The sequence below is a fragment of the Tritonibacter mobilis genome (assembly GCF_001681715.1).
Taxonomy (GTDB): Bacteria; Pseudomonadota; Alphaproteobacteria; order Rhodobacterales; family Rhodobacteraceae; genus Epibacterium; species Epibacterium mobile.
The window spans coordinates 37,257-60,683 of the sequence record NZ_LNWY01000010.1 but is presented as its reverse complement, the minus strand read 5'-3'; the positions used below and the strand labels follow the sequence as shown (position 1 = coordinate 60,683).

The window sequence follows — 23,427 nt, the reverse complement described above, 5'->3', positions numbered from 1 at the left end:
CAACTTCAGACAAAAGGACAAACCCATGACCAATCCCCAGATCGATTATGCCGCAATGGCGGCTCAGTGGCGTGCAGAGCGCGAAACCACCTTGAAGGCATCCAGAGTGGAGCTGCTCGCGCAACTACGTGCGCTTGGCATCAGCGAGGTCGCTGTCGAATACGAAGGCTATGGCGACTCCGGCAATGTCGAGGATGTGGCGGTGCAGCCTGCAGAGGTCAACCTGCCGGAGGCGCTTGTCACAGAAGTTGGCGACTTCGGCTGGTCGCTCGCCTATCACCATCACCCGGGGTTCGAAAACAACGAGGGCGGCTACGGCACGCTGACCTGGGACATAGCACTAGACAGCATCACCCTCGATCACGCGGACCGCTATGTCGAATGCTCGCACAGCTATGACGAGGGGCTGTGAGATGGCCCATCCGCTTCATCATGCCGAAAGCTCTGCCCGGAAATTCGGCGGGGTGCCGTCTGACTATCAGGCTGTGCACGATTGGTTTGACGCCTCGAAAGAGCACCTCGCGCTCTTCACGCACCGAGCCATGCGCCATCATACCCAAGGCCTGTTTGAAGCCGAACGTGTCTTCGGCCTGACCCTGACCAATAGCGCGGGTCGGGACATTCCCGTGCGCTGGATCGGTGAGCAGCATGTCCGTGAAGATTGCCAAGGCCGCATCCCGAGCATGGCGGACTGGCTGCGTCGGATCCAGCCCGAGCCATGGATGGCCAATGGCCACATCGACCGGCATTCCGGCGATGAGCCCTGCGGCGACCCAAGGGCCGCCTGGGCATCTGAAGTCGCCGTCGGCAGAACGGTTCTTGGCCTGAAGGACTGGATGGCGGCGCGCGCGACACAAGCCACGCAAGGTGCCTGACAGGTCTCGGCCGTTGGCCAAACTAATGCTGCATGGAAGCCCGGTTGGACGACTGGGCTTCTTGCGTCGTTTCCCCACCATTCTTCTTGAGGAGGATCGCATGACACTCAATGATATCAAGGCGGCCGTCGATGCGGGCCAGACCGTGCATTGGGCCAATACCGGCTACATTGTCCACAAGGACAGGCTCGGTCAGTACCTGATCACCTATCAGCCGAACGGTAGCTGCATCGGCCTGACCGACCGGAGCGGGCACCGGTTGAACGGAAAAGAAACGGAGTTCTTCATCGCGCGATCGAAGGACAGCGCGGAAAATCCGGGCAGCCAATCAAGACCAGACGGGCAGGGGAGGGGCGTAGCACCCGGAGGGGCGGGGGCATTCCCGCTCGGAGGGCAGCTCTGACTCGTGGGCGAGGCTGAAAGGAAAGCAGGCTTTCTGGTTTGTGATCCCTCAAGGGGTCGAGAAAGCAATCCCGGATGCGCTGGCAAGAACGTCAGGCACCGGCCAATCTAAGAAGGAACTATCCCATGTTCGCAGGAACCCTCACCCGCAACGTCGAGACCGCAGCCGCTCAGTACACCGGCATGATCCATTCGACACGTTTCGATATCGCCATCCAGCTTGAAAACCGCCCGAAGATGTCCGAACGCAGCCCGGATTTTGACGTAACGGCAGTCAACAAATCAGGCCGCAAGGTGCGCATCGGCACGGCCTGGAACGAGACCGGCAATACCAGCGGAAACCCTTACATCTCGATGCAGATCGATGTCGGCTTGGGCCCGTTCCGGGTCAATGCGGTGCAGACGAAAGAGGCGCGCGCGGCCCAAAGCGGCGAGTTCGAGATCATCCCGCTGGTTTCCAACGGCCTCATGAAATCCGGCTCGATCTCAGGCGAGCTCACCGCCATGGACGCCGACAACGCGTTCACCGGCTACATCGCCAACATGATGTTCGATCTGGAGTTCATGCTGATCGAGAACAGCTACAAATCCGAGGAGACCCACCCGGATTACCGGATCGAGGTCAGCTCGCCCCGGGGCACGCCGATCCGCGTTGGCTCGGCGTGGATGGCCAAGAGCAGCCGCACGGGCAATGACTACCTGTCGCTGCTGATCAACACGCCCGATGGCGACCTGCGTGTCAACGCCGTCCAGAACGAAGAACAGCGCGGTGGCCAGACTTTCTCGATCATTCCGTTCATCGACAGCGGTGATCAGGCGCAAGACGCGGGCGCGGGGCTGTCGCTGGTTGCCTGAACAGCGCGCGAGGTGAGACGATCTGAACCGAAAGGGGAGCCGTGGGATCACGGTTCCCCTTTTTCTGTGCTGGTGTGGTTTGGAGATGGCGCGAAGTAAACTATGCTTAGGTCAGGTGTCGAAGTAGGCCTAGAGCCGCCATTCTGCAGTCGGTGGCGACCCCGGCTGATGCTGCAGCAAGCACCAAGGGCAGTGAAGCGCAGTTAGCGATCTTTGGAAACTCAGCCTTTCTCTATCTCAACAAGCGCCTTTGCTAACATGACAGCTGGAACGAGGCAAAGATCAGCGGACGATCGGGCGACTTGTTCGAGAGCGCCAAGAAATTCTGGAACCTGCCAAACGTCGCAAGCTAACATCTATCGCCCTGCTTCGCCGGAGCCGTCCGTCACCCCTCACTTGCTGATGGGGGTGCGGCGGCGCAGAAGATCAGGGCACCCGCCTCCGCCCTGCTCTGCTAGTGAGTCAGGAACCTCTTGCCCTATGAAAGTTCTTCCAGGATGGGCACTGTCTTCATGTGATCCTCAACGGCAGACCTGACCTCATCACTCATCGGCAGGTTTGCCGCTTCTGTGCCCCAATGCTCCCGAAAAGCCTGAACCGTCTCTTGGGCCGCGTCGATCGCCATCTTCCTCGGGATCGATGCTTTGACGGCAAGGTGTTCTAGCTCATCAACCGAGAATGCCGAAAACACCTTGGCACGGCTGATCTTCATGTTGGTCGCATCACCCGGAATGTAGGGCACAGTCGCCACAAAATCATAAGCTGGTGCCAGCGAGACATACCGCCTGTCCGGATAGATCAGTGACCAGTTCTTCATGTGCATATCAGCATTGCCGATCAGCATGTTGAAGGTCAGGCGCCGGACATATTCGATGATGTCGGCATCATTACCTTCGGCGGCGATCACCTGGGCGATGTTGCGGAATGTGCCATTGCCGTATTTGTCTTCGGGATAGAGCCCATAGACCTGCGCAAAATCCTCGATATGCACGCGCGACCCGTCGGAAAGGCGATCAAACCGCTCGATCACAAAGGCATGGTTGCCGATCTTATCGATACCCTCGGGCAGGTTCTTGATCGCATCGATACTGACCAGATCGATGGCAGGGACGTTCATCCCGATAAGGCCGGCCAGCTTCATCATCGAGAATTCATTTTCAGGGACGCCTGCGAATTCACGCGAGGGTAGCTTCACGATCCAGGAGCCCCCGACACCAGAGGCGGGAATGGTCAGCCCGCCACTAGCTTCCATCACGGCGGAAAACTTGAGCTGAACGCCTGCCAGCGAAAACCGCAAAGCATTCTCTCGCTGATCATCGCCATGATCATCGGCGCCATCGGCCGCATCCGGCGGCCAGGCTTCACCGTCAGCAGGGGTGATCGTGATCGCGCCGGGCAGGTCATGGCCAAGCGCCCAAAGCAGATAGAATTCTCGTTCGGGATTCACGCCCGCCTGTTCGGCCAGGTATTTGCGCAGATGGCCTTCGGGAAGAAGGTTTGAGAAGAAGGGCATGACGCGCTTCTGATAGGGCCGAAAATCCGTATAGAGTTCCCCGAATTCATCCTTGAAGGCGAGCCCGAGGGTCGGCCTGTCAGGATTTTCGATGTACTCGTCGGTGAAGGCAAAGATGGTGCGATCGCCGCCAAGATTGGTGAGCGTGCCAATGGGCTCGCCATACAGGTTTACGTTCAGCACGGAGACATTACTCATCGTTGTCTCCATCAAGGCGATAGGCAGGACGCGGCAAGCGCGTCCGTTCCTCATCGGCTATGCCATGGGCGAGTGCGTTGCGGAAACTGTTCATCTGCTTTGACGCTTCCTGCAGCGCGGCAACGCCACCCGCGTTCTCCACGGCTTTGAGCGCTTCACGTATGCTGCGCAATGTGTCGGTATTCCGGATCAGGTTCTCGAACTGTCGCATCTCGCGAAACTGCCGCTGCAGGTTTTCGAAGACGGGACTATCGATCTTGAGCGACTGGATGTGCTCAAGCTGCTTGGCGAGCCGGGCAATCTCTTTACGCGCCTCCGGCGTGGCCTTCGGCACGTCGTTTACGCTACGGGTGATCGTTCTTACGGCAGGCGCGGCCTTGCGCGGAACAAGCGCCAGTTCCAGATCAAGGGCGTTGGCGATGGCGGTCAGACTTGAGACGGTGAGGTTCACAGCGCCGCTCTCGATCTTGGAGATATGCGACTGCGGCACGCCTGCATGGGCGCTCAGCGCGCGCTGGCTCAGCCCCTTCTTTTCGCGGGCAGCTTTCAGTGTCGCCGCCAGTTTCTCGCTCTCATAGCTCATTTTGATATAATCCTGCATATCAAGCAAAGCGCTTGATCTACTTTAATGTATCATATGAAGCCTGAATTTTCAAGACGTGATCTAGTTTGACATATCGTAAGCTAGAAACGATCTATTTCTATAGATCGAACCATGGGGCATTGCTAGCCCAACCACGATGAACCCGGCGTGCGGCTCACCATACGGTCGTATGTATCCTCTTCAGCCTCTTCGGCAGGCTCGAAGCGTGACGGCGCGTCCCCAAGATGGATTAGGGAAAGCGCAAAGTCGTGGACTTCGGAGACCAGAGCATGTTCGGTGCAGGGCTCTTTGAACCAGCTTCCTGACTCATGCTCTCTCGTTGCTTTTCGCCGAACCAGTTCAGTTTCCGTTGCCGGTATCGCGGTCGCCGGTATCTCGATTGGCGGTCGGCCAGCCGTCTTGAAGTAGGCGCCAGTGCGCAAGGCGCGATCACTCGACCGCGCCCAATGAATGAAGCCATCAATAGATTTCACAAGAACTGCCCGGCGCTCGGTGTACTGCAGCCAGCGCAGCGTCGCCGCGATCAGGGAAACGCCGTAGCGGTCCGCGCATGCGCCCAAGGCCTCTAGGTCAGGCTGAGACTTCGGAGCGATCTGCGCACGGAAGTCATCCAGTGGCATGAGGAGATTTGCGGCGAACTCGTTCGCTTCTTTCTCGATCTGCCGATATTTGCTGTCCCAGCGTTCCATGTCCTCGGTGCTGCACTGGATACCGTCAGGATGATCCTGCCTGTGCAAGAGGTAGTGCCCGAACTCGTGGGCGAGGGTAAAGTTGATGCGCCCCGGCGATGCTGTGTCCGAATTGTAGAAGATGCCCCAGCCCATTTCGCCAGGCGGGGCCTTCATCAAGGCGCCCTCGAATCCCTTCAGCGGGGCACCCTGCACAAGACTTATCGGATCGTCAGGAAAGCGCTGCTTTGAAAAATCGTAGGCAAGCGCTTCAACATTGACCGGAAAGCGGTCGTCGCCACCCAAGGTGTTCAGGATGATGGTCAGGTCGTATGCCCATCGTTGCGGCGACTTCGGCTTGGTCATCCGGGTTTCCCCCACAGCTTTACCATCTCGCGGATTTTTTCTTTGGTATCAGGGTCCATGTGTTTGTATTCACGATAGAACTGCGCATCGACGGCGTCTTCCTCGGTTATCGCCTGCTTTTCATCGAGCAGGTATTCAATCGTGACACCAAGTACTTCTGCAATCTTGGCCAGCTTCTCCGCCGATGGACGCGGCGGGTTCTTGTTCTCCAGTTCCCATATGTAGCTTTTGCTGGAGCCGGTGAGCTCGGCAAGTTTGTCAAGCGTGAGCTTTTGCTCCTTCCGTAAGCGGCGAATCTTCTCTCCCAGGCTGTTGGTCATGTGGCGGCCTCCCCGTCGATCTTATTGTTCGGTAAAGACGTACTTTACGTGCTTGACTTCTGACTTTCAACAAATATATGATGTTCGGAGTAGTCATACTTTTTATGCCTGCAACCCTAACGAACAGGAGGTATGGAAACCATGAGTAAGGGACCGAAGACCCATCACGTCGTGCCGAACCCGGCAGGCGGATGGGATGTGAAGCGTGGCGGCGCATCCCGCGCCAGCAGCCACCATGAAACCAAGCAGGACGCCGTTGATCGCGGACGTGAAATCAGCCGCAACCAGCAAAGCGAACTGCGTATCCACAACCGCGACGGACGGATCGCCAGCAGTGACAGCCACGGTGGCGACCCGTTCCCGCCGAAAGGCTAAAAAGAAAGGACCTGGCCATGCCGAAGGACGAAAAAGGCAAACCGGAAAAAGAGTACACGATTGTTGTGAACGGCCGCGAGAAGACGGTGACGGCGACAGAACTTGGCGAGGACGATCTGGTCGCGCTTGCTTACGAAAACCCGCCCAAGGGCGAGTTGATCTGCTTCACCATTACCTACCGGCGCGGCCAGGGCAACAAGCCCGAGGGCACGCTGGATGAGGGCGATACCGTGAAGCTGAAGGAGGGCATGATCTTCAATGTCACGGCAACTGATAAGTCGTAACGCCGATCTCAAGGCCCTCGAAGAAGGCGGATACGAGGTGGCTGTGAAAAGTGGCCACCTCGTGATCTCCAACGTGCCCTACGTGAACGCCAATCGCGAGGTAAAGCTTGGCACGCTCGTTTCTGTTCTGCAGACGAACGGTGGCGAGACGATGGCGCCGAGCGACCATAAGGCGTACTTCGTGGGCGAGCATCCTTGCGATCACAATGGCAAGACACTCGAAGGCATCAGGCACTCCAGCAAACGCCAGAGCCTCGGCAAAGACATCACGGTAGACCACATGTTTTCGGCCAAGCCAAAAGAGGGCTACCGCGACTACGAACACAAAATGACCACCTATGTGGAGATGATCGCATCGCCCGCGCGGAAAATCGATCCGACGGCTGATGCGCGCACCTACGTCGTCGCAGACTCCGATGAACCTGATCCGGTATTCAACTACCAGGACACAGCCTCGACACGGGCCGGGATCGGCGGTTTTTCCGAAAAGCTGGCGATGAACAAGGTCGCCATTGTTGGCCTCGGCGGAACAGGCTCTTATGTGCTCGATCTGCTCGCTAAGACGCCGATCCGCGAGCTGCATCTTATCGACGGTGATGATTTCCTGCAGCACAACGCGTTCCGTAGCCCGGGCGCACCCAGCATTGAAACACTGCGGGAACGGAACAAGAAGGTCGATTACTTCGCAGCGCTTTATGCGCCTATACGTAAAGGGATCGTCCCGCATCCAGTCTATCTCGACGAATCCAACGTGGACCTGCTGAACGAGATGGATTTCGTCTTTGTGTGCGTTGACTCCGGCGCCGCCAAACGCCCGGCTGTCGAACACCTCGAAGAACAGGGCACCCCCTTCATTGATGTTGGTATGGGGATCGAGATGGGCGACGATGCCCTGGTGGGTGTGCTGCGGGTGACGCTGAGCACCGCCGAACAGCGAGAGCCGCTTCGTCGCCGCGTCGGCATGGGCGAGGCGGACGTAGATGATGCTTACGCCACCAACATCCAGGTGGCTGACCTGAACGCCCTGAACGCGACGCTCGCGGTGATCCGGTGGAAGAAGCTTGTAGGGTTTTACGCCGATTTTGAGGGCGAGCATTCCAGCAACTACACGATTGATGGCAACACGATAAACAACATGGACGGGCGCGATGACGATTAAGAAGATTACCCACAAATTTGTAGATGCGATCCCCGAGCAGACCGAGGAGGGCGTTCTGTACCTCGCCATGGATTACGCAACGGCCGTTCACAAATGCGCCTGCGGCTGTGGCAGGGAAGTCGTCACGCCCTTAAGCCCGACGGACTGGAAGATGGGCTATGACGGTGTGTCGATCTCGCTCTCGCCGTCCATCGGGAACTGGAGCTTTCCTTGCCGGTCGCATTACTGGATCAAGCACAGCAATATCCGGTGGGCAGGTGATATGAGTGATGAACAGATTGCCGCTGGACGGGCGCACGACCGTCGCGCCAAAGGTCGGTATTACGATGCGCCGGAAGCCCCCGCATCAATGGCGAATGCGGATGTGCCACAAGGTCTTTGGCAACGTTTCCGGCGGTGGCTAAGCGGCAAGTAATGGTTAGTACCGACGCCGATATCCTTACCGCGAGAGCAGTTTTGCCCCGAATCCCTTCCGTTGGATGATGTATGGCGGCTGCCCCTACGGCAAAAGACGGTTTATCCAGATGCGCACGCAGCATATGTATCTCCACCCGCCGCCAAAACCCGCAACTTTGCGAAGTCCACTTCCTACGCATCGCTGCCGTTCGTCCAAGGCGCAGCGAATGACTGGCTCCCGCCCATCACGTCCAATGCCCGGAAAAGCAATCACTATAGTCGGCAGCAGCGTCGCCAGCACATCAACCTTGGGCTAAGCCTTGCGGCCTCCCCAGCTCGGCTTCGCGTGTCGCAGGGGAGAACGGCCCTTCGGTCCGTCGCGCATTCGGCCATGCGGCCTCACCGCGGCGTCGCGCTTGGCGTCCCGGTTTGCCCGCCTCGCGAGCACGTCTCTCCCTGGCCGCTCCGCCGGATTGCGCTCTGGTCTGTTTTGGCCGAGGCCAAAACGATCCCGCCGCTTCATCCGTCTCCCGCGTCCGGTCGGGCCGTTTGCCTGCTCGGGTCGGGCAAACCTACCGTCAAAACACACACACACATGAGCGTGGAAGCATATCCTCCGGATGGCCCCCAAATCAGCCCGCCTCAAGGATCGCAAAACTTTTCGGCGAGGGCAGGGCCTTTGGCGCGGGGCGGTCCCGTGCGTGAGCGCGGGCCTGTGTCGGGTGCTGCGCTCGGAAAACTTTTGCGCCCGGCAAGCCGGCGGCTGCGCCGTCCCTGACCCGGACAGATTCGGAAACCAGGCATTCGGCCATGCCCCCACACTCCCGTGGTGGCTCTACAACCGAATACTGGAGACCAGACATGGCGTACGATCAAGCGAACACTTACGAGACCATCGAGCTTCTCGGGCTGACGGAAAAAGACGCACAGCTGCCGATCCCGGACGACCACATCCTGACCGACCGCATCATCCGCGAGAGCTTCGAGGCTCTTCTCGGTCAGCTGCGCGGGATCGGGCTCGAGGCAGAAATCGAACCGCTGGCCCATGGGCTCGCGACGATCCTGCAGCGCCGCAAGGTGGCACTTGGCAAGGAGGTGGACCGCACCGCCGACAAGATCGGGGCGCTGGCAAAATCCCATGACGGATCGGAGATCGCCGAGACCGCGCTGGAAGAAGCGCAGGTACGCTTCCTGCAGCTGCGCGAGATCGTCAGCGCCATCGAGGTGATGAGCGAGGCAGCGGCGGAATGCTACGAGATCGAGACCGGTCACGCCTTCATCCCGGCCGCCGGGTCGCGCGCAAGCGTCCGGGCGCAAGAGACCGGGGCGGTCTTCGAGGCGCGGCAGCTGCTGGAGCAGCACGACCGCGAAACCGCCGAGAAGTCGAAAGTCGAGGGGGTGCCCCTGATCGTCTCGGGCGCCACCGACTGGACCGATGTCGATGTGATCTTCAATACGCTCGACAAAGTTCGCGAACGGATCAAGCAGAACCGCAACCAGGAGATCTTCCTCTGCCACAAGGGAGGCAAGCACGGGGCGGAGATGATTGCGGCCCGGTGGGCGCGCGCCCGCGGGGTCGCGCAGGCGCGCTTCGATCCGCGCTGGTCCGCGCACGGGCGGGCGGCACCGTTCAAGTGCAACGACGAGATGCTGGACGACAAGTTCGCGGCGACGGGGGTTGTACTCTTCGGCGGCAACGGGGTCGCGCTGAATCTCGGGCAGAAGGCGGAAGCGAAAGGCCTGACGGTCATGCGGGTTGCGGACCCGGCGAAGAAGGCGTCGCAGGATTGAAGAGAGAGGGTCGTGCTTGGCGCGGCCCTTTCGTCATGTCTCATGGCGCGTGCGATCGGTCACACTTTTTCAGCAACTCGCGGCGGCCAGCACCGTCATCCCTCTACCCAGCCCGTCAGAGTTCGGCCCATCCGCATCGATACGGGCTGGGGATGGTGCGCACCTCGCACATCATCAGCAGCGCAAGACCGAGGGGGCGAAACGTCGCACATGAGGCTGAAGACCTGCACAACCCTCGGGTGGTGTTTCGGAACATCGCATCCACGCGGGCGGGCGTCATCAGCACTCCGGCCAGGTTCGGCAGGACGTGGACGCGGATGGTGGCGACTGCGTGATGGCACAGGTCAATCGGGTCCCTCCTTTTTGCTATGCATGTGGATCGCACGGGGTCGGCCCGTTCGTGCCCTCAGCTCACGCTTCGGCAAGCACAAATACGGCTTCCACGGCTGGCCGCGGACCCTCCGCATTTGCGCTTGCGACCGGGCCTCTTGCCCCCGTGCCGGGTGATCCCCATCGCAACAAGGAGTAACCCAAATGACCAACCACTACGTCGCCACCGTCCCCGTCAAGTTCACCGATACCGATGGCCAGGAGCGCACCCGTTTTCAGCGCGTGGGTGCGATGTTCCGCAACACCCGCAACGGGGACGGCTCGGAGTTCTTCAGCCTCAAGCTCGACTTCCCGGTCGCGGTCTCGGAGCTGGTGATGTTCCCACCGAGCGCGAAAGATCCCCAGGACTGAATCCTCTGACGAGGATGGGCCGCCCCGGGACGATCTTGGGGCGGCCCTGTCCCTGTTCCAGGGATGCCGGTCCCTGCGCGTTCAACGGACGCACTCCCCCCGGAATGATCAGGTCGCGACAGACCGGCCAGTCAGCCTCAAGGGGGCCATCCACAAAAACCTATCGGCCAGGGCCTCCCGGTTTTTGCGGCAGAGATTTGGGGACCCAAATCTGGCCCTCCTTGACCCTGCCTGTCCGCCCTGTCGGTGGGGTTTGCGCCCGCCCGCGGTTCCGTCCGAACACGTGGCGTTCGGCCAGGCCGTCGGGCGGGGCTGGCGGACGGAACCCCAAGGACAGGTGGGTTGCCCGGTGGTGAGGGCGGCAGAGCCGCGTCCCTGCGGGCCGCGGCGTGAAGCGGACACCAAGGCTGCCTGAGCCTGAATGCGACGTAAGTATATAATTGACAGCGCGGTATATTATCGTAAGGTAGGGGCAGCCTTGGTGGAAGGTGGCAGGAAATAGGGGGTCTTTCTTCGCATGTCGCGCTCAAAACGTCTCACAGATGCGGACCGCATGGAGATCGTTCGCGAAGCTGCGGAAGGTGTGTCTACATCCGTGTTGGCGGAGCGGTTTGGCGTGTCGCCCCGGGCGATCCAGTACACGCTCAAAGCTGATGCCGAGCGCCAGACGGATGCCGCGATCCCGGTCTCCGCTGTCAGCGTGAAGGTGACGGCTGCGGAGCTTGAGGCGCTCGATGAAGTGTTGGCCGCGGCGGGGATTGAGAGCCGGGCCGAGGGTCTGCGGCGGCTCATCCAAGCGGCTGGCGGAGTGTTCGTTCCGGACGTACAGATAGCAACAGAGATGGCGCGCTACCGCGCCTCTCTGCACGAGGTCGGCAATGGGGTCGCGCAGATCGCCAAGCAGATGACGCGGGCCAACCGGATGGGGCAGGGGGCGGTGGGGGGCACGAGTGCCGAGTTCTCCGAATTGCGCCTCGCGCAGATGCGCGGGCTGGCGCGGTTCATTCTGGATTCCGCTGACGAGATCGACCTGCTCCTGCGCCGCCGTCGCGATGCCATGCAGCTGCAGGCCACGGCCGCGCTGAGGGAGTTTGCCCATGCGGCTGAATGATGCTGTCCATGCCGTTACGGGCGAGGTCTTCCGGGATGGCTGGAGCCGCGTCCGGGGCTCGATGCAAGGGCTGCACGTGGCCAAGCAGAGCCAGCTTGTGCGCGCGGCTGCGGGGCATCGGCCAGCGGTCTTCAAGGCGATCCGGGGCGGGGGCACGCATACCAAATCGCAGCTCGCAAACCAGCTCGATTACCTCACCACCAAGTCCACCCATATCGTGGACAGTAGCGGGTTCCTGGATGGCAAGACGAAGCTCGAGGCGGGCGACATCAAGGACCTCACCGAGCGCTTTGCGAAGCGCTGGGATGCGGGCTTCAAGCCCAAGCTGGGCCAGGCGACCCATATGCTCATGTCGTTCCCCATCGGCACGCGCGGGGAGGATGTGCGCGACATCGCGACGGATGTGGCCGAGCGGTTCTTCCAGACCGACGCGGGGCATTTCGACTACATCATCGCGGTGCATGAGGACCGCGATCACCCCCATGCGCATCTGGTGCTGAACCGCCGCTCGCAAGAAGGCGAGTTCTTCTTCCTCGGCCGCAATCACCGCTTCAACTATGACGACTTCCGCCTCGCCATGGTCGAGGAGGCCGAGAAGTATGGCGTGCGGCTGGAAGCCACGCGCCGGGTGGATCGCGGGGTTGTGCATTACCCAGCCCGGACCAGCGAGGTCTACGCCGCGAAAGAAGAGGGGCGCGCACCCCGCGAGCGGGAACGTGTGGGGACCGACCTGACCCGGACGCTGGCGGAAATCGCCAACACCAGAACCGTCTACCATTCGCTTGCCGCGGAGGCTTCGCGCGAGGCCCGCGAGGATATTGCCGCAGCCCTCTTTCGCGCGGGCGAGGTGCTGGCGCATGGCGGGCAGGTGGACCGAACAGGAGATGTGTATATGGCCGAGGATCAAAGCTTTGAGGATTTGAAAAGCCTCTATGCGGAAAAGCTCGCGCGGGTGCAGGGCATGATCGCCGAGAAGTCTGACGCGGAACGTCCCGTGCTGGAAAAGCGCCTCATCGAGATCCAGACGCAGGTCCAGCACATGCAGCCCTTGGGGCTGCGATCATCCACACTGTCAGAGACCCCCTCGGAGGGCGGGATCTATTCCGAAGCCAATATTGACGCCAGCCAGCGCGAGCGTCTGGCAGAGCCCGATCTGAGATCGCGCATTGACGCGTCACTACGGGGCACGGGCATCAGCACATCGGAAGTGGTGGCCCGGATCGAGACCGGGGCCTCGAGCGCTGCACTGGAGCATCAATGGATCGCCGATGATCTCTCGAAGGTGGCCGAGGCGCGCGATCTGAATCTCGAACGCCGCGCCGATCTGGAACAGGCGCGCGACAGTCTCAACGATGTGCATGTCGCGCTCGGCACGCTCTTGGAACGGGAGAACGTGCTGCGCCGGGATGGTGTCATGGAAGCGGAAGCGGTCAGCGAGCGGTTCCATTATCATGAGGGCGCGGTGCGGGCGATGGAAGGAACAATCCGTCAGGAGATGCGCGCCGACGGCCTGACCGCGCAGCAGATCGAGGACCGGGATTGGGAGGTTGTCTCAAAGGCGGAGCGCCGGATCGAGACGGAGCAGCGCGCGTATCTCGAGGCACACCCGGATCTGCTCGCACGCCCTGGCGATGTGATTGACCGGTCTGAGCCTTACAGGGAGACCATCACCGATGCGGCCCGCGCCAGCGAGATCACCCGCGAGGTCGACCGGATCATGGAGGGACGCGACCTCCGCACGCCCTTTGCAGATGCTGTCACGGATGAATTCAGGGAGCGCTATCCGGACATGCCGTCCCACCTCGCCCGCGGGCTTGGCGCGACCTATGCCGCCGTCGTGGAGATACGGGACACGGAGGCCATCAATCAGGTCCGCCGCGAAACCGAGATGCGCGACGGGCTTGGGGTTGGCACGCGCGACGACATCCTCGCAACCCGCGATGGAACGCCGATGCAGTCTGATCGTGCCGACCGCCTCGCAGACGAGATTGCGCGTGTCCTGGACCATGAGCGGGCCGGGGAACTGTCCGCGCCCTTCGAGACCGAGGCGGAGCGGGACGCCTTCCGCGACGAGATCGCGCGGGTGCTGGATGACCGTCAACTCGAGCGGCTCACATCCGGCGATGCCGATGCGCTGGACAAGGTTCTCGAGGACCGCCTCGACCGTCTCTATGTTGCCAAGGTCTACCTGCAATCGGATGCCGCGACGGCCAACACGGAGGCCTTGCGTCAGCTGGTCGATGAACTGGCCGATGCTGAGTATGAAAAACACCGGGCGACAGACGTGGATGGTGAAATCGAGCGGGGCCAGGTCCATTGAGCGCCGCCATGGGAAAAGCGCGGATCGCCACGGGCGTCCTGCTGGTGACGCTGGTGACCGCCGCCATTGGCTATACCATCGCCTCGGCGGTGCTGACCTACCAGGACCTTGGCTTCGGGGCGGAGATCGACTTTGCCTATATCGCGCAGAACTATCTGGCGATCCTCGATCGCCGCCCCGAGGATGCCCAACTCATCCACCTGATCATCGGCAGCTTCGCCGCCGCTGGTATGATGCTGAGCCTCGCTCTTTCGGGATCGGCCCTCACAAAATTTGGGCAGACCCATTGGCAGACTGCGCGGGAGATGAAGGCAAACGGGTTTTTCGGAGCGCCCGGCACCGGGTTCATTCTCGGAAAGCTTGGGTCGCCCGGCTCCCGCGCGAAATACATCTGCTCGAAAGTCTTCCCGCACGCGCTGATCGTGGCCCCCACGGGCCGCGGCAAGACCACGGGCTTCGTCATTCCGAACCTACTGACCTGGCAGGGCTCCGCCGTGACGCTCGATGTGAAGGGCGAGTGTTTTGTGGCCACGGCGCGCCACCGTGCTGCCCAAGGCGACAATGTCTATCGCTTTGCCCCCACCGATTGGGAGGGCAAGCGCACGCATCGTTACAACCCGCTCCTACGCATCTTCGAGCTGAAAGATCCCGCGCGCCAGCAGATGGAATTGCAGCTCCTGGCGACGCTCTTCCTGCAAAGCGATAATGACCGGGTGCAGGGCCTCCTCAAGGGTGGGATCGATCTCTTCGTGGCGTCAGGGCTGCTGGCCTTCCAGCGCAAGCGCCCGACCTTGGGTGAGATCTACCGCATCGCCGCGTCGGGCGGGAACAAGCAAAAGGAGTATTTTGCGCGCGGCCACGAGGTGGAGAACAGGGCCGCGAAACTGATCTTCACGCGGCTTGCCTCGACCAACAACGACACGCTGACCTCTTACGTCTCGCTCCTGATGACCTCGGGGCTCGACCAATGGCAGAACCCGGCCATCGATGAAGCGACGGCGGTGTCGGACTTTGATTTCCGGACGATCCGCAAGAAACCCTTCTCGGTCTATCTCGTGGTCCAGCCGCTGATGGTGAAGCCCCTCGCGCCGCTGATCCGGCTCTTCTTCTCCGATCTCCTCTCCGCCATGCAGGAAAAGGACCCCGGACCTGACGAGCCTTGGCCGGTAATGATCATGCTCGATGAGTTCAATCGCTTGGGCAAGATGCCCATCGTGGTCGAGAGCATCGAGACCTTGCGGACTTATCGCGGACATTTGGCTGTGGTCACACAAACCATCCCCGCCCTCGATGAAATCTACGGCGAGAACACCCGCCGCGCTCTGCAAGGCAATGCCGGCGTGAAGCTTTACCTGACGCCCTCCGATGAGAAAACCGTCGAGGAGCTGAGCAAGGCGGTCGGCAAGACCACCAAGACTGTCGTCACGCGCTCGCAATCCATCGGCAAGAACCCCTTCGAAGGCCGCAGCCAATCGACACGGACCGAGGAAAGCTCGCTGCTCCCCGAAGACGAGGCTCGCCGTCTGCCGCTCGATGAGATCGTCATGGTCATTGACGCGCAAATGCCGGTCCGCGCGAAGCGGATTCAATATTTTGACGATCGGCTGTTCAAGGCGATCCATGCGGCGCAGTCGGGCGAGTTGCCGTTTCCGAAGCCTGGGGGAGGTGGGTCGCAGGGTACGCTGCCGCTGAGTGCGCGCGCCATGCCGATGACGCCGCCTGCGAACGGACCAAGTGGGTCTGAAACTGACGCGGTTGTAGAGAGCGCACGCCAAGATGCTGGCAGTCAAACGTCAGGGCAAACCGACGTCGCTTCAAAAAAGACCGCGCCTGTCGTTCAAGCTGTGATCGCTGAGGAGCTGCGCCAGATGGAGATGGATTTTGGGAGCCAGGTTGCGGATGCCGAGGCTGCGAGCGTCGTTGATGAGGTGCAGATGCGCTCCGCCGTTGATGGCTTGGACGAAATGGAAGAGATGCTGCGAGAGGATGATGGTCAAAAGCTGGTTGCTCGTTAGGGTGGCGAGGGTGGTATGTCGGTCGAGCGGGCGGGAACCGGTCTTTCGCTGCAGGATAAACGAATGGCTGCTTTCAGAGCTTTCTAAGATAAACGTAAGAGGATAAGCTGGCGGTCCGCCCCCCCGCCAGCGTGACCGGTGCCGTTTATAGGCCGCCTGGTCTTGGAGCTTGTGTGTGTGCCCGCATAGCCCGAAAGCTTGAGCAATTTAGTTTAGGCGAAGCTCTGCCTTCAGTATACTTCTCGCGTGCGTTTCTTGTCCAGCGCGATGGACAAGTCAAAACCCTTCCAATCCGTGAACCAAAATGGCGAAGCAGATTTGATGGCGCGGAAATCTGTGACGGAATGCCCATAAACCCGCGCGAGGCGATACTTGGTTCGAGCCGAAACGAAGGGACAGCACGCGATATCAAGATAGGCCATCAAGGGTTCCGACTCGTTGTGAACATAGGCTGCTCGGCTCTTGACTCTGGTTACAAGCGCCTCTTCCAAAGCTTGACGAAACCTCGAATACCTCCGTTTTCCTGTCGCATAGCTCAAACCAACAGTGACGGCGAAGTAGTCAGTCTCAGAGCTTGCCTTGTAATTTTTGCCTTGACCGCTGTTGTCCATTCCGAAGTATCCAGCCAGCGCTTCTTCAGAAACGAGATACTCCCTCCCAAGTTTTCGTAACGCCAAAATTAAGTACATCACCTCAATGTTAGGCTGCCCTTTCGTAGAGGTTCGCCGAAGCTGCCGCGCGACATTGTCAAAAATGTACTTGAAGACTTGGTGTTTAAAATCTCGTCCAATACCAGATTCGTTCATCTGATCGACCATTATGGAAATCAAACGGGCAAGGCGTATCGAAATATTCACTCTTGGGTCGGCAGCGTAAATGAAAAACGAAAACTCCAATATTCCAATGAGGGCTTGAGTCAGTTTTCGGTCATCTCTCAGAGGCACTAGTGTTTGTTCGTTTTTCCGGAAAATTGTGGAGGTGTTTCTCTCTAGTGCCGCAAACGAGTAGTTTAAGATATCCTTGTACTCTACGCCGGTCTCATCAAGGATGCTCTTGAAACCTACTATCAGGTTGTTGGATCGAACTCTCGGAGTGTATTTCTTCACCAACGTCCCAGTACCACTCGGGTACTCGACTTCGTTTTCATAGATTTCGATGCACTCTCCGAGCACAACACGAACACGGTTCTTCGCAATCGTGAGCTTTGTGATAATCGGCTTTTGTATGACAGCTGATTTCGATGCGTTGACACTTAGCTTCAGCTCTTTCAGTGCGATCCCAAGCTGTCTCTCAACATGACCCAGGTCAACTTGAGATGTACAAAATATGAAATAATCATCCACGTACCGGAAAGCCTGATAGTCCACCCGGTGCCTGTAGCCATAGACGTCGCCCATCGATTGCTGAAAGCTCCTGTCAGCGTACTGCAAAATGATCTCAGCAAAGATCCGTGAGAACTCCGGGCCAATAACGATGCCGTTGGTCTCACCTTGGTTCATTTCCTGCATGAGCCGATCAAATCTGCCGCCAAATGTTTTTTTGGATTTCTCCATATAGTCTTTAGCTGCGGCAGTTCCCAAAGTGCTCCAAGGCAGCGAATGTGTGTAGATGCTATCGAAGCATTTTGATATGTCTAATCGAAGCAAAAGATCGAACTTTTTCTCAGCGTTATGATACTTGTAGTGCTCGAAAAACTTGAAAATATTGCTGTAGCTTCTGTAGGAGAAAAACGAACCGAGGTTTTCATATTCCTTTGAGCTTTGCTCAACAGAGTCGGTGGTTCTTGATTGGCGTTCCTGGAACAAACGATCAGAAAATTTCACTGTTTTTGCTACCGACGCGGGATGCCTAATTGAAAGGTCACTTAGCCCAGCATGGTAAAGTATACTGGCACTGTTCAAGTGATAAAAATGTGCAACAGCTATCTGATTTCTTGGGTGAATTACGGATAGCCTACGAAACTCGCGTTCCTTGTGCGCGATATCAAAGCCATAAGGCTTCGTGCGCATAGCATAGTCCGAAAGCTTCCATTTTCTAATATGTTTTGTTTTCCCGTCTCGGACTATATTGCTCTGCGTAGGGTTCTCAATGAAGTTTCGAGCGTTTCCCGAAGGTGGCGAAGCCACTGGGTGCTTTCGGCAGGTTTTGAACAATAAATGGATGACTTGGTCCAATCGATCATTTGGGCACTCCCATACAACGAAAGTCTTTCGACCATTTTGCTCTAGCCTCACATCATACCTAGTAACAAAGTCGAAGAACCCTCCGTTGCTGAAAGTCGGTGGAACTTCGAATGGATGAACGTCAGAGAGTATGGGCCTGTGGTAGCTATAGTTTGCCGGGATTGAGCGCTTATTGACCATACTTCCAAGCCTTTGTTATCTCTTCAAATTCATCTTGCCGATGAAACCGGCGGAATATTCTTTCAGAGTAGCCTTTTTGAAATGAGTACTGTTGAAGCTTGGCTCTTAGATTTGCACTGTGTGTTTGCTTGCGAATATGGGTAGCGAGCGCATCGTCTAGTCTCTCAAGTTGTGACAAGTCTGTCAGGTGTGGATTGCTGAAGTAGATGCCCACAAAGGCATTTTGTTTGCTATGCGTTAGCTGCGTGTTTCCGGTGAGGTACTGCACACGTTTGACGAGCAACCTGTATGCCTTCTTAGATTTCGTCGCCCGTTGTCGATTGTATCTCGTGAAACACGCGTCGAGCCTTTTCTTGTATTTCTGAAACTTTGCGTCACTCATCAGAACCGTACACGAAGTGCTCCGCACGTTTCGGAACTTGTAGCCTAAGTACGTCAGCTCAGTAGCCGGAGGAGCTTGTGTAGATTTGCTGGCGTTAACGACCAACCTCTTGCGCCTAAGTTCTTCGACAACAGCCTTTCGGTAGTCGTCAGTTGTGGAACCTTTCGTTGGGGCGAAAAGTACGATGATGTCGTCAACATAGCGCGCACAGAAAGCGACTTCTTCGAGTGTCGATATGCGGTCATCAAAATCCCGCATGTATAGTTCTGACAGGATGGCGCTAAGGCCTACGCCACGTGGCAATCCCCGTCCAGGTGTTCCTGCAACCTCGGCATAGTCCCAAAGAAGGCGTTCGATCAGACGCATTGTCGTTGCGCTTAGGAGTTGATCAGACTTCAGCTTGGTGAGCAAAACAGAGTGGTCAACCGACTCGTAGAACTCTTGCACGTCCAGTTTGACCACGTGGTACGGAAATCCGTCACTCAAACAGTCGCTCAGTTGCGTTACAATTTGATTTCTATTCGCTTGCCTTACCTTGTAGATTCTGGAGATGTTGTTGGCGATTTGTTTGATCGCATAGTAGCTCTGCGCATAGGCATCTACGGGTGTTTCAGGAACGACATAGACAGGCTTTCCACTGGGGCCTCCCACCCTGCGTATGCTAATCCTAAAGCTCTTCTTTGATATTTCATCCGAGACTTTCGCTAAACATGAAAGCAACTCTTGATCCCTTGCTTTCCTAGCATTTTCACGATCTTCTTTGAGTGCGTCAAAAATCGCTTGGTCAGCTACCGAATACTTGTGTTTGTGAGTGGCTCTGAAGTGTTTGGTCGCCCTAATGCAATCTTTTAGCTCTTCGGTGGCAACTAGAACGGAAGGAAAGAATTCGAGGCTTTTGTTCGAACCTCGCCGATTTTCGATTTCCGTAATTCTTCTTAGGTTCTTAGGTGAGAACGATTGATCAAACACGTAGTCAATGGCCCAAATGAGTGGCGAATACGGCAATCACACTTCAAAAGTGTGCAAATTGCAACCAAGTATCGCGACAGTTTGCCAACAAGTTCGGACTTCAAGATAAAGGCTGAGCCAGAACACTGTTGAAAATTGACAGCGGCCATTCGATCCACCGAAGTTGAACGGCAGGTATGGGCCGTGAGAGACTTGGGCGATCGGTCAGTTCCGACCGCAACATTGCTTGTATTTGCGGCCCGACCCACAGGAGCATGGGTCGTTCCGCCCGGGCCGGGGACCGGCGTTGAACGGCATCTCGGAACGATTTGCGGGCTCCATGCGGGAAAGCTCGGGACGAGACTGATAGAGTATCGTCGCAACGCAGTTTGGGATCAGATTGGGTGCTTCAAGGTCGATTTCGTCGATCTCCTCATCCGTGAACTTGCTGTGGCCAGTGTATATTTCCTGAAGCGCCATCAAGAAGATCATCGTCGTCCGCGTCTCTTCGTCGGCCTGAGCGAGCAGTCGATCCCAAGCATCCGGTCTTAGCCCCATAGCGCGAGTGAAGCCATCGATCCAAGGCTCCCACATCACCTCATCACTGTTGGGGTCAACCTCGTAGATGGGTTCGATCCAAGGTGAGCGGGTCATCGCCTCCGCAACCGAGTTGTAGTGAGCCATGACCGCACCGACCGTGGCTTCGGCGGTTTTCTGATCGGGAAAATTTGCCTCACCTGTCTCTCCCCAGACATGGGACATCCATTCCGAGGGCGGGATCATATCCGGGCAGGCAAGAACACCGACTACGTAGCCATCAAGTTCACTGAGCGTCATGGGCATGTTCTCGATGGGCAGCGCATGCAACCGCGCGCTGAGACGCTCGAGTTCCTGATCGGACTGGTCCATAAATACCTCCCGGTGTTGCTCGGAATTTTTTACTCTGCGCGACGCCAACCCGCAATCCGCGCGAAGCCTGCTTCAAGCTCGGACAGGAAGATTGCTGCAGGCACCCCGAATGTCCGCAGTGGTGAAGCCGCGACGTAGCATCAGATCGTCGCGCCAACGTCTGCAAAGGGCCGTCACCGTCTTCCTAGACGACCCAACCTTGAAAGCTGCGCAAGCATCCGAGCGCCAGTCCCGGTCCCGTCGCCGGGAGGAGCTGCCGTAGGCCCTCCCGCAGTATTGGGTCGGCTTGGCAACGCTTGCACACCAAAGAATTGTCGCGCGCGCAGAGCTGCATACTCCGCGCCAGTCGCACCTCCGATGGCGTACCGGTTGTAGACTTGTTGGCTGCCTGCGAGCCCTCGGGCAAAGGCATAGCTACCGCCGAAGCCGGCCGAGAGTGCCGGCACCATGATGTTTCCAGAAATTGCTCGAACCAGGAAGGGCGTTGCTATGATGAACCCCTTTGCCATCAGCACCATCATGAAGAACGGGATGAGCGCGCCGATGTTGGAGGCGCCTTCCGGGTCGCCCAGCTCGGCAAGTAGGGCGCGCGAGACACCCGTGATCGTTGCGAACACACCGGCAACGACAATCGGGTACATCGCAAAGGAAATCAGCGCCGAAAGCCAGCGCGCGAAATAATCCTTGGTCACTTCAAACAGTGTCAGGAAGATCATGACCGGCGCAATCCCGATCAGAAGAGCGATCATGAGCCGCGACGCGACCACGATGAACGCGGCTAAGCCGCCGAGGATCGAGAGTAACAAAACCCCAAGGGTGTCCAACAGGGCTCCGGCCATCCAATTCAGTTCAGAGCCCGCAGCATTCAAATACTCTCCGAGCGCCGCGATCAGGTCATCGAACTCCTCTGCAAAGGTGCCGGATGGGCCGGGTGATCCGCCGCCGACTGAGGCCACGAGCGATCCGGCAATGCTGTCGATCCCATTCAGGATCGCCGCAGCAAGGATGTTGAACTGCACCCAGTTGGTTGCAAATGCGCCTATCAGTCCGATCTTCACGGCGAGCCAAAAGGCCGTGCGCCCGTCCATGGCGCGGTATTGGTAGATCGCGTTGATGAAAACCAGAATGACAACCAGTGTGGTGCCGAGTACGAGCATCGTTCCGACTGTTGCGGCGACCGCGCCAAATTGCGTCTCGGCAGCGGTATTGAGATAGCCCTCAGCCGTTTCCACGAAGTAGGTGACGACGCTCATGGAACCCTACCAGTTTCCAGCAGCTTCGCAGATTGGCATGGCTTCGCGCCGAAGCTCATTTGCCTGCCGTCGGTATTCTGAGGTCGCTTCCACGATGTCCCAGTATTCAGATGCGGCGAAATGCTTGACGAAGATGCCTTCAGCTGAGTCCCAAGACGGATACCGCGTCGGACATTCACAGCTTTGGGCTTCAACGATGCGTTGCAGGCTCTGCGCACGATAGATTTGCTGAATCAGCAGCCGTTTGTGGGACTCGCGTACATCGATGTCTTGCATCCACTGTGGCTCTGGAGGCTGGTCGGGACAGACATCTGGCTGGTTATCGAGCGTTGGGATCAGGTTCCGTTCAGCGACGCCAGCGGTTGCGCCAAGAACAACCAGCAGGCCTGCCGTCGCAATGACCCGCATCATTCTGAAGCCACGTTCGTCGCCAAAGATTCACGCTTCAAGAACGTGATATAGCCGTAGTCACCGGCTTCAGCTGTAATGACTTCCCACCCCTCCGCGCCGCGCTCATTCAAGGCGCTTCGCATCGCGTCGTAGTCCTTTTGCTTCTTCACCTGGAAAAACAGGATGTCGTATTCAAAGGTCTTCATGGAGAAGTTCCAATCTCGGTTGCGCCGGGAAGGTAGAATTCGGTGATGCCGCGTTTGCCGTCATGGCGACCGACCTGGATGATCACATCGATGGAATTCTCGATGTACTGGATCATGTCGGCATAGGTCATCGGGATCTCGGTTTTGAGCGCGGCGATCGCGAGCCGCTGTACGGCGAGTTGCGGGGTTTCGGCATGCAGCGTGGTCATGGACCCGCCGTGTCCGGTGTTGATGGCTTCCAGAAAGGTCATGGCCTCCTTGCCGCGCACCTCGCCGAGGATGATCCGGTCGGGGCGCATGCGCAGCGTGGCGGTTAGAAGCACATCGGCGGTCTGGAATTCTGCGTCGCGATTGGCGATGAGGGTCACGGCATTGGGCTGGGTCGGCAGAAGCTCGGCGGCTTCTTCGATGGTGACGATGCGTTCCTCGACCGGCACATGGGCGAGGATCTTGCGCGCGGCCACGGTCTTGCCGGTGGAGGTGCCGCCCGAGACGATCATGTTGAGCTTGTTCTCGACGCAAAATGCCAGCGCATCATCGATCACGCCCGCGGCCACGACGGCGCGCAAGGCGCGCTTCTTTTCCACGCGCAGGTCTTCGAGCTTTCGCTCCTTTCCGTAGAGGAAATCGAGCGCAATGCCCTCGAGTGGCAGGCTTGAGAAGAACCGCAGGCTGATCGACATGGCAGAGAGCACGGCGGGTGGCGTGATGACCTGAGCCCGGATCGGGCGGCCCTTGTAGGTGATCGAGACCGAGACGATGGGGCGGTCCTTGCTCATCGTGGTATTGGCAGAGGAGGCGATCTGGTTGCCGAGGTCCCTGACCTGAACGCCCGTCAGCCTTTGATCCAGCGCGCGCATGAAGTGATCGCCCTGGAATTCGCCCCAGCAGGTGCCATCAGGGTTGATGCAGATCTCGATGACATCGTCGCGAGCGGCGGCGTCGATCCGGTCGAGCGAGGTTTCGAGATAGCTCAGCGACAT

24 protein-coding genes are annotated in these 23,427 nt (G+C 58.4%); 13 read left to right on the top strand and 11 right to left on the bottom strand.

Going from position 1 to position 23,427, the window contains the following annotated elements; genetic code table 11:
- Nucleotides 1–25 precede the first annotated feature (25 nt).
- The 4 genes from UB90_RS10805 (at nucleotide 26) to UB90_RS10790 (ending at nucleotide 2,132) form a co-directional block, all read left to right on the top strand.
- Nucleotides 26–412 (top strand): DUF6878 family protein, encoded by a 387-nt coding sequence (locus UB90_RS10805; RefSeq protein ID WP_065331752.1) that lies wholly within the window; start codon nucleotides 26–28, stop codon nucleotides 410–412.
- A 1-nt stretch (nucleotide 413) separates the two neighbouring features.
- Nucleotides 414–875, top strand: a complete 462-nt coding sequence (locus tag UB90_RS10800) for a DUF6915 family protein (protein WP_065331753.1) — start codon at nucleotides 414–416, stop codon at nucleotides 873–875.
- 100 nt (nucleotides 876–975) lie between these two features.
- A complete protein-coding gene (locus UB90_RS10795) occupies nucleotides 976–1,278 on the top strand; it encodes a hypothetical protein (RefSeq protein ID WP_065331754.1) in 303 nt (100 codons plus the stop codon).
- Nucleotides 1,279–1,403: 125 nt separating this feature from the next.
- Nucleotides 1,404–2,132 (top strand): DUF736 family protein, encoded by a 729-nt coding sequence (locus tag UB90_RS10790; RefSeq protein WP_065331755.1) that lies wholly within the window; start codon nucleotides 1,404–1,406, stop codon nucleotides 2,130–2,132.
- A gap of 478 nt (nucleotides 2,133–2,610) precedes the next feature.
- Here the strand turns inward: UB90_RS10790 and UB90_RS10785 are convergent, their stop codons facing one another.
- The 4 genes from UB90_RS10785 to UB90_RS10770 form a co-directional block, all read right to left on the bottom strand.
- The gene (locus UB90_RS10785; RefSeq protein WP_065331756.1) at nucleotides 2,611–3,843 is read right to left on the bottom strand and encodes a type II toxin-antitoxin system HipA family toxin; all 1,233 of its coding nucleotides are present in this window, start codon (nucleotides 3,841–3,843) and stop codon (nucleotides 2,611–2,613) included.
- On the bottom strand, nucleotides 3,836–4,426 hold the full coding sequence (locus UB90_RS10780; protein ID WP_065331757.1) for a helix-turn-helix domain-containing protein: 591 nt from the start codon (nucleotides 4,424–4,426) through the stop codon (nucleotides 3,836–3,838). The genes UB90_RS10785 and UB90_RS10780 overlap by 8 nt, the downstream gene beginning before the upstream one ends.
- Nucleotides 4,427–4,569: 143 nt before the next feature.
- Nucleotides 4,570–5,481, bottom strand: a complete 912-nt coding sequence (locus UB90_RS10775) for an ImmA/IrrE family metallo-endopeptidase (protein WP_065331961.1) — start codon at nucleotides 5,479–5,481, stop codon at nucleotides 4,570–4,572.
- Nucleotides 5,478–5,801 carry a helix-turn-helix domain-containing protein gene (locus tag UB90_RS10770; protein WP_065331960.1) on the bottom strand — a complete coding sequence of 108 codons (324 nt, stop codon included), beginning with the start codon at nucleotides 5,799–5,801 and terminating at the stop codon, nucleotides 5,478–5,480. The genes UB90_RS10775 and UB90_RS10770 overlap by 4 nt, the downstream gene beginning before the upstream one ends.
- Before the next feature lie 141 nt (nucleotides 5,802–5,942).
- Between UB90_RS10770 and UB90_RS10765 the strand changes: the two genes are divergently transcribed.
- From UB90_RS10765 to UB90_RS10725, 9 genes are all read left to right on the top strand, one after another.
- Nucleotides 5,943–6,176, top strand: a complete 234-nt coding sequence (locus tag UB90_RS10765) for a DUF2188 domain-containing protein (protein ID WP_065331965.1) — start codon at nucleotides 5,943–5,945, stop codon at nucleotides 6,174–6,176.
- 17 nt (nucleotides 6,177–6,193) lie between these two features.
- Complete coding sequence (locus UB90_RS10760; RefSeq protein ID WP_065331959.1) at nucleotides 6,194–6,460, top strand: multiubiquitin domain-containing protein; 267 nt, start codon at nucleotides 6,194–6,196, stop codon at nucleotides 6,458–6,460.
- Nucleotides 6,435–7,619 carry a ThiF family adenylyltransferase gene (locus UB90_RS10755; RefSeq protein ID WP_065331958.1) on the top strand — a complete coding sequence of 395 codons (1,185 nt, stop codon included), beginning with the start codon at nucleotides 6,435–6,437 and terminating at the stop codon, nucleotides 7,617–7,619. Before UB90_RS10760 ends, UB90_RS10755 begins: the two co-directional genes overlap by 26 nt.
- Nucleotides 7,609–8,034 (top strand): DUF6527 family protein, encoded by a 426-nt coding sequence (locus tag UB90_RS10750; RefSeq protein ID WP_065331957.1) that lies wholly within the window; start codon nucleotides 7,609–7,611, stop codon nucleotides 8,032–8,034. The genes UB90_RS10755 and UB90_RS10750 overlap by 11 nt, the downstream gene beginning before the upstream one ends.
- Nucleotides 8,035–8,876: 842 nt before the next feature.
- The gene (locus tag UB90_RS10745) at nucleotides 8,877–9,806 is read left to right on the top strand and encodes a DUF2493 domain-containing protein (RefSeq protein WP_065331956.1); all 930 of its coding nucleotides are present in this window, start codon (nucleotides 8,877–8,879) and stop codon (nucleotides 9,804–9,806) included.
- 534 nt (nucleotides 9,807–10,340) lie between these two features.
- On the top strand, nucleotides 10,341–10,547 hold the full coding sequence (locus UB90_RS10740; protein WP_007120662.1) for a hypothetical protein: 207 nt from the start codon (nucleotides 10,341–10,343) through the stop codon (nucleotides 10,545–10,547).
- Nucleotides 10,548–11,064: 517 nt separating this feature from the next.
- Nucleotides 11,065–11,658, top strand: coding sequence for a helix-turn-helix domain-containing protein (locus UB90_RS10735; protein ID WP_065331955.1), 594 nt, complete (start codon nucleotides 11,065–11,067; stop codon nucleotides 11,656–11,658).
- Nucleotides 11,645–13,978 (top strand): relaxase/mobilization nuclease domain-containing protein, encoded by a 2,334-nt coding sequence (locus tag UB90_RS10730; RefSeq protein WP_065331954.1) that lies wholly within the window; start codon nucleotides 11,645–11,647, stop codon nucleotides 13,976–13,978. The genes UB90_RS10735 and UB90_RS10730 overlap by 14 nt, the downstream gene beginning before the upstream one ends.
- An 8-nt stretch (nucleotides 13,979–13,986) precedes the next feature.
- Nucleotides 13,987–15,993 (top strand): type IV secretory system conjugative DNA transfer family protein, encoded by a 2,007-nt coding sequence (locus UB90_RS10725; protein WP_065331953.1) that lies wholly within the window; start codon nucleotides 13,987–13,989, stop codon nucleotides 15,991–15,993.
- Nucleotides 15,994–16,223: 230 nt separating this feature from the next.
- Here the strand turns inward: UB90_RS10725 and drt3b are convergent, their stop codons facing one another.
- The 7 genes from drt3b to UB90_RS10690 all read right to left on the bottom strand — a co-directional run bounded on the left by drt3b (nucleotide 16,224) and on the right by UB90_RS10690 (nucleotide 23,427).
- Nucleotides 16,224–18,356 carry an antiviral reverse transcriptase Drt3b gene (drt3b, locus tag UB90_RS10720; protein ID WP_065331952.1) on the bottom strand — a complete coding sequence of 711 codons (2,133 nt, stop codon included), beginning with the start codon at nucleotides 18,354–18,356 and terminating at the stop codon, nucleotides 16,224–16,226.
- On the bottom strand, nucleotides 18,346–19,707 hold the full coding sequence (gene drt3a / locus UB90_RS10715) for an antiviral reverse transcriptase Drt3a (RefSeq protein WP_065331964.1): 1,362 nt from the start codon (nucleotides 19,705–19,707) through the stop codon (nucleotides 18,346–18,348). Before drt3a ends, drt3b begins: the two co-directional genes overlap by 11 nt.
- Nucleotides 19,708–19,911: 204 nt before the next feature.
- Nucleotides 19,912–20,595, bottom strand: coding sequence for a UPF0149 family protein (locus UB90_RS10710; protein ID WP_065331951.1), 684 nt, complete (start codon nucleotides 20,593–20,595; stop codon nucleotides 19,912–19,914).
- Nucleotides 20,596–20,768: 173 nt separating this feature from the next.
- The gene (locus UB90_RS10705) at nucleotides 20,769–21,848 is read right to left on the bottom strand and encodes a TrbL/VirB6 family protein (RefSeq protein ID WP_065331950.1); all 1,080 of its coding nucleotides are present in this window, start codon (nucleotides 21,846–21,848) and stop codon (nucleotides 20,769–20,771) included.
- A 6-nt stretch (nucleotides 21,849–21,854) separates the two neighbouring features.
- Nucleotides 21,855–22,259, bottom strand: a complete 405-nt coding sequence (locus UB90_RS10700) for a hypothetical protein (RefSeq protein WP_065331949.1) — start codon at nucleotides 22,257–22,259, stop codon at nucleotides 21,855–21,857.
- Nucleotides 22,256–22,444 (bottom strand): hypothetical protein, encoded by a 189-nt coding sequence (locus UB90_RS10695; protein WP_065331948.1) that lies wholly within the window; start codon nucleotides 22,442–22,444, stop codon nucleotides 22,256–22,258. The genes UB90_RS10700 and UB90_RS10695 overlap by 4 nt, the downstream gene beginning before the upstream one ends.
- The gene (locus UB90_RS10690; RefSeq protein ID WP_065331947.1) at nucleotides 22,441–23,427 is read right to left on the bottom strand and encodes an ATPase, T2SS/T4P/T4SS family; all 987 of its coding nucleotides are present in this window, start codon (nucleotides 23,425–23,427) and stop codon (nucleotides 22,441–22,443) included. The genes UB90_RS10695 and UB90_RS10690 overlap by 4 nt, the downstream gene beginning before the upstream one ends.

What these genes read in the sequence shown, in the direction of transcription:
- UB90_RS10710 (WP_065331951.1), bottom strand. Translation starts at nt 20,595, where the DNA reads ATGGACCAGTCCGATCAGGAACTCGAGCGTCTCAGCGCGCGGTTGCAT.
- UB90_RS10705 (WP_065331950.1), bottom strand. Translation starts at nt 21,848, where the DNA reads ATGAGCGTCGTCACCTACTTCGTGGAAACGGCTGAGGGCTATCTCAAT.
- UB90_RS10785 (WP_065331756.1), bottom strand. Translation starts at nt 3,843, where the DNA reads ATGAGTAATGTCTCCGTGCTGAACGTAAACCTGTATGGCGAGCCCATT.
- UB90_RS10690 (WP_065331947.1), bottom strand. Translation starts at nt 23,427, where the DNA reads ATGTCGCTGAGCTATCTCGAAACCTCGCTCGACCGGATCGACGCCGCC.
- UB90_RS10770 (WP_065331960.1), bottom strand. Translation starts at nt 5,801, where the DNA reads ATGACCAACAGCCTGGGAGAGAAGATTCGCCGCTTACGGAAGGAGCAA.
- drt3b (WP_065331952.1), bottom strand. Translation starts at nt 18,356, where the DNA reads ATGGTCAATAAGCGCTCAATCCCGGCAAACTATAGCTACCACAGGCCC.
- UB90_RS10755 (WP_065331958.1), top strand. Translation starts at nt 6,435, where the DNA reads ATGTCACGGCAACTGATAAGTCGTAACGCCGATCTCAAGGCCCTCGAA.
- UB90_RS10790 (WP_065331755.1), top strand. Translation starts at nt 1,404, where the DNA reads ATGTTCGCAGGAACCCTCACCCGCAACGTCGAGACCGCAGCCGCTCAG.
- UB90_RS10800 (WP_065331753.1), top strand. Translation starts at nt 414, where the DNA reads ATGGCCCATCCGCTTCATCATGCCGAAAGCTCTGCCCGGAAATTCGGC.
- UB90_RS10775 (WP_065331961.1), bottom strand. Translation starts at nt 5,481, where the DNA reads ATGACCAAGCCGAAGTCGCCGCAACGATGGGCATACGACCTGACCATC.
- UB90_RS10740 (WP_007120662.1), top strand. Translation starts at nt 10,341, where the DNA reads ATGACCAACCACTACGTCGCCACCGTCCCCGTCAAGTTCACCGATACC.
- UB90_RS10760 (WP_065331959.1), top strand. Translation starts at nt 6,194, where the DNA reads ATGCCGAAGGACGAAAAAGGCAAACCGGAAAAAGAGTACACGATTGTT.
- UB90_RS10695 (WP_065331948.1), bottom strand. Translation starts at nt 22,444, where the DNA reads ATGAAGACCTTTGAATACGACATCCTGTTTTTCCAGGTGAAGAAGCAA.
- UB90_RS10700 (WP_065331949.1), bottom strand. Translation starts at nt 22,259, where the DNA reads ATGATGCGGGTCATTGCGACGGCAGGCCTGCTGGTTGTTCTTGGCGCA.
- UB90_RS10805 (WP_065331752.1), top strand. Translation starts at nt 26, where the DNA reads ATGACCAATCCCCAGATCGATTATGCCGCAATGGCGGCTCAGTGGCGT.
- UB90_RS10780 (WP_065331757.1), bottom strand. Translation starts at nt 4,426, where the DNA reads ATGAGCTATGAGAGCGAGAAACTGGCGGCGACACTGAAAGCTGCCCGC.
- UB90_RS10795 (WP_065331754.1), top strand. Translation starts at nt 976, where the DNA reads ATGACACTCAATGATATCAAGGCGGCCGTCGATGCGGGCCAGACCGTG.
- UB90_RS10730 (WP_065331954.1), top strand. Translation starts at nt 11,645, where the DNA reads ATGCGGCTGAATGATGCTGTCCATGCCGTTACGGGCGAGGTCTTCCGG.
- UB90_RS10765 (WP_065331965.1), top strand. Translation starts at nt 5,943, where the DNA reads ATGAGTAAGGGACCGAAGACCCATCACGTCGTGCCGAACCCGGCAGGC.
- UB90_RS10725 (WP_065331953.1), top strand. Translation starts at nt 13,987, where the DNA reads ATGGGAAAAGCGCGGATCGCCACGGGCGTCCTGCTGGTGACGCTGGTG.
- UB90_RS10735 (WP_065331955.1), top strand. Translation starts at nt 11,065, where the DNA reads ATGTCGCGCTCAAAACGTCTCACAGATGCGGACCGCATGGAGATCGTT.
- UB90_RS10750 (WP_065331957.1), top strand. Translation starts at nt 7,609, where the DNA reads ATGACGATTAAGAAGATTACCCACAAATTTGTAGATGCGATCCCCGAG.
- UB90_RS10745 (WP_065331956.1), top strand. Translation starts at nt 8,877, where the DNA reads ATGGCGTACGATCAAGCGAACACTTACGAGACCATCGAGCTTCTCGGG.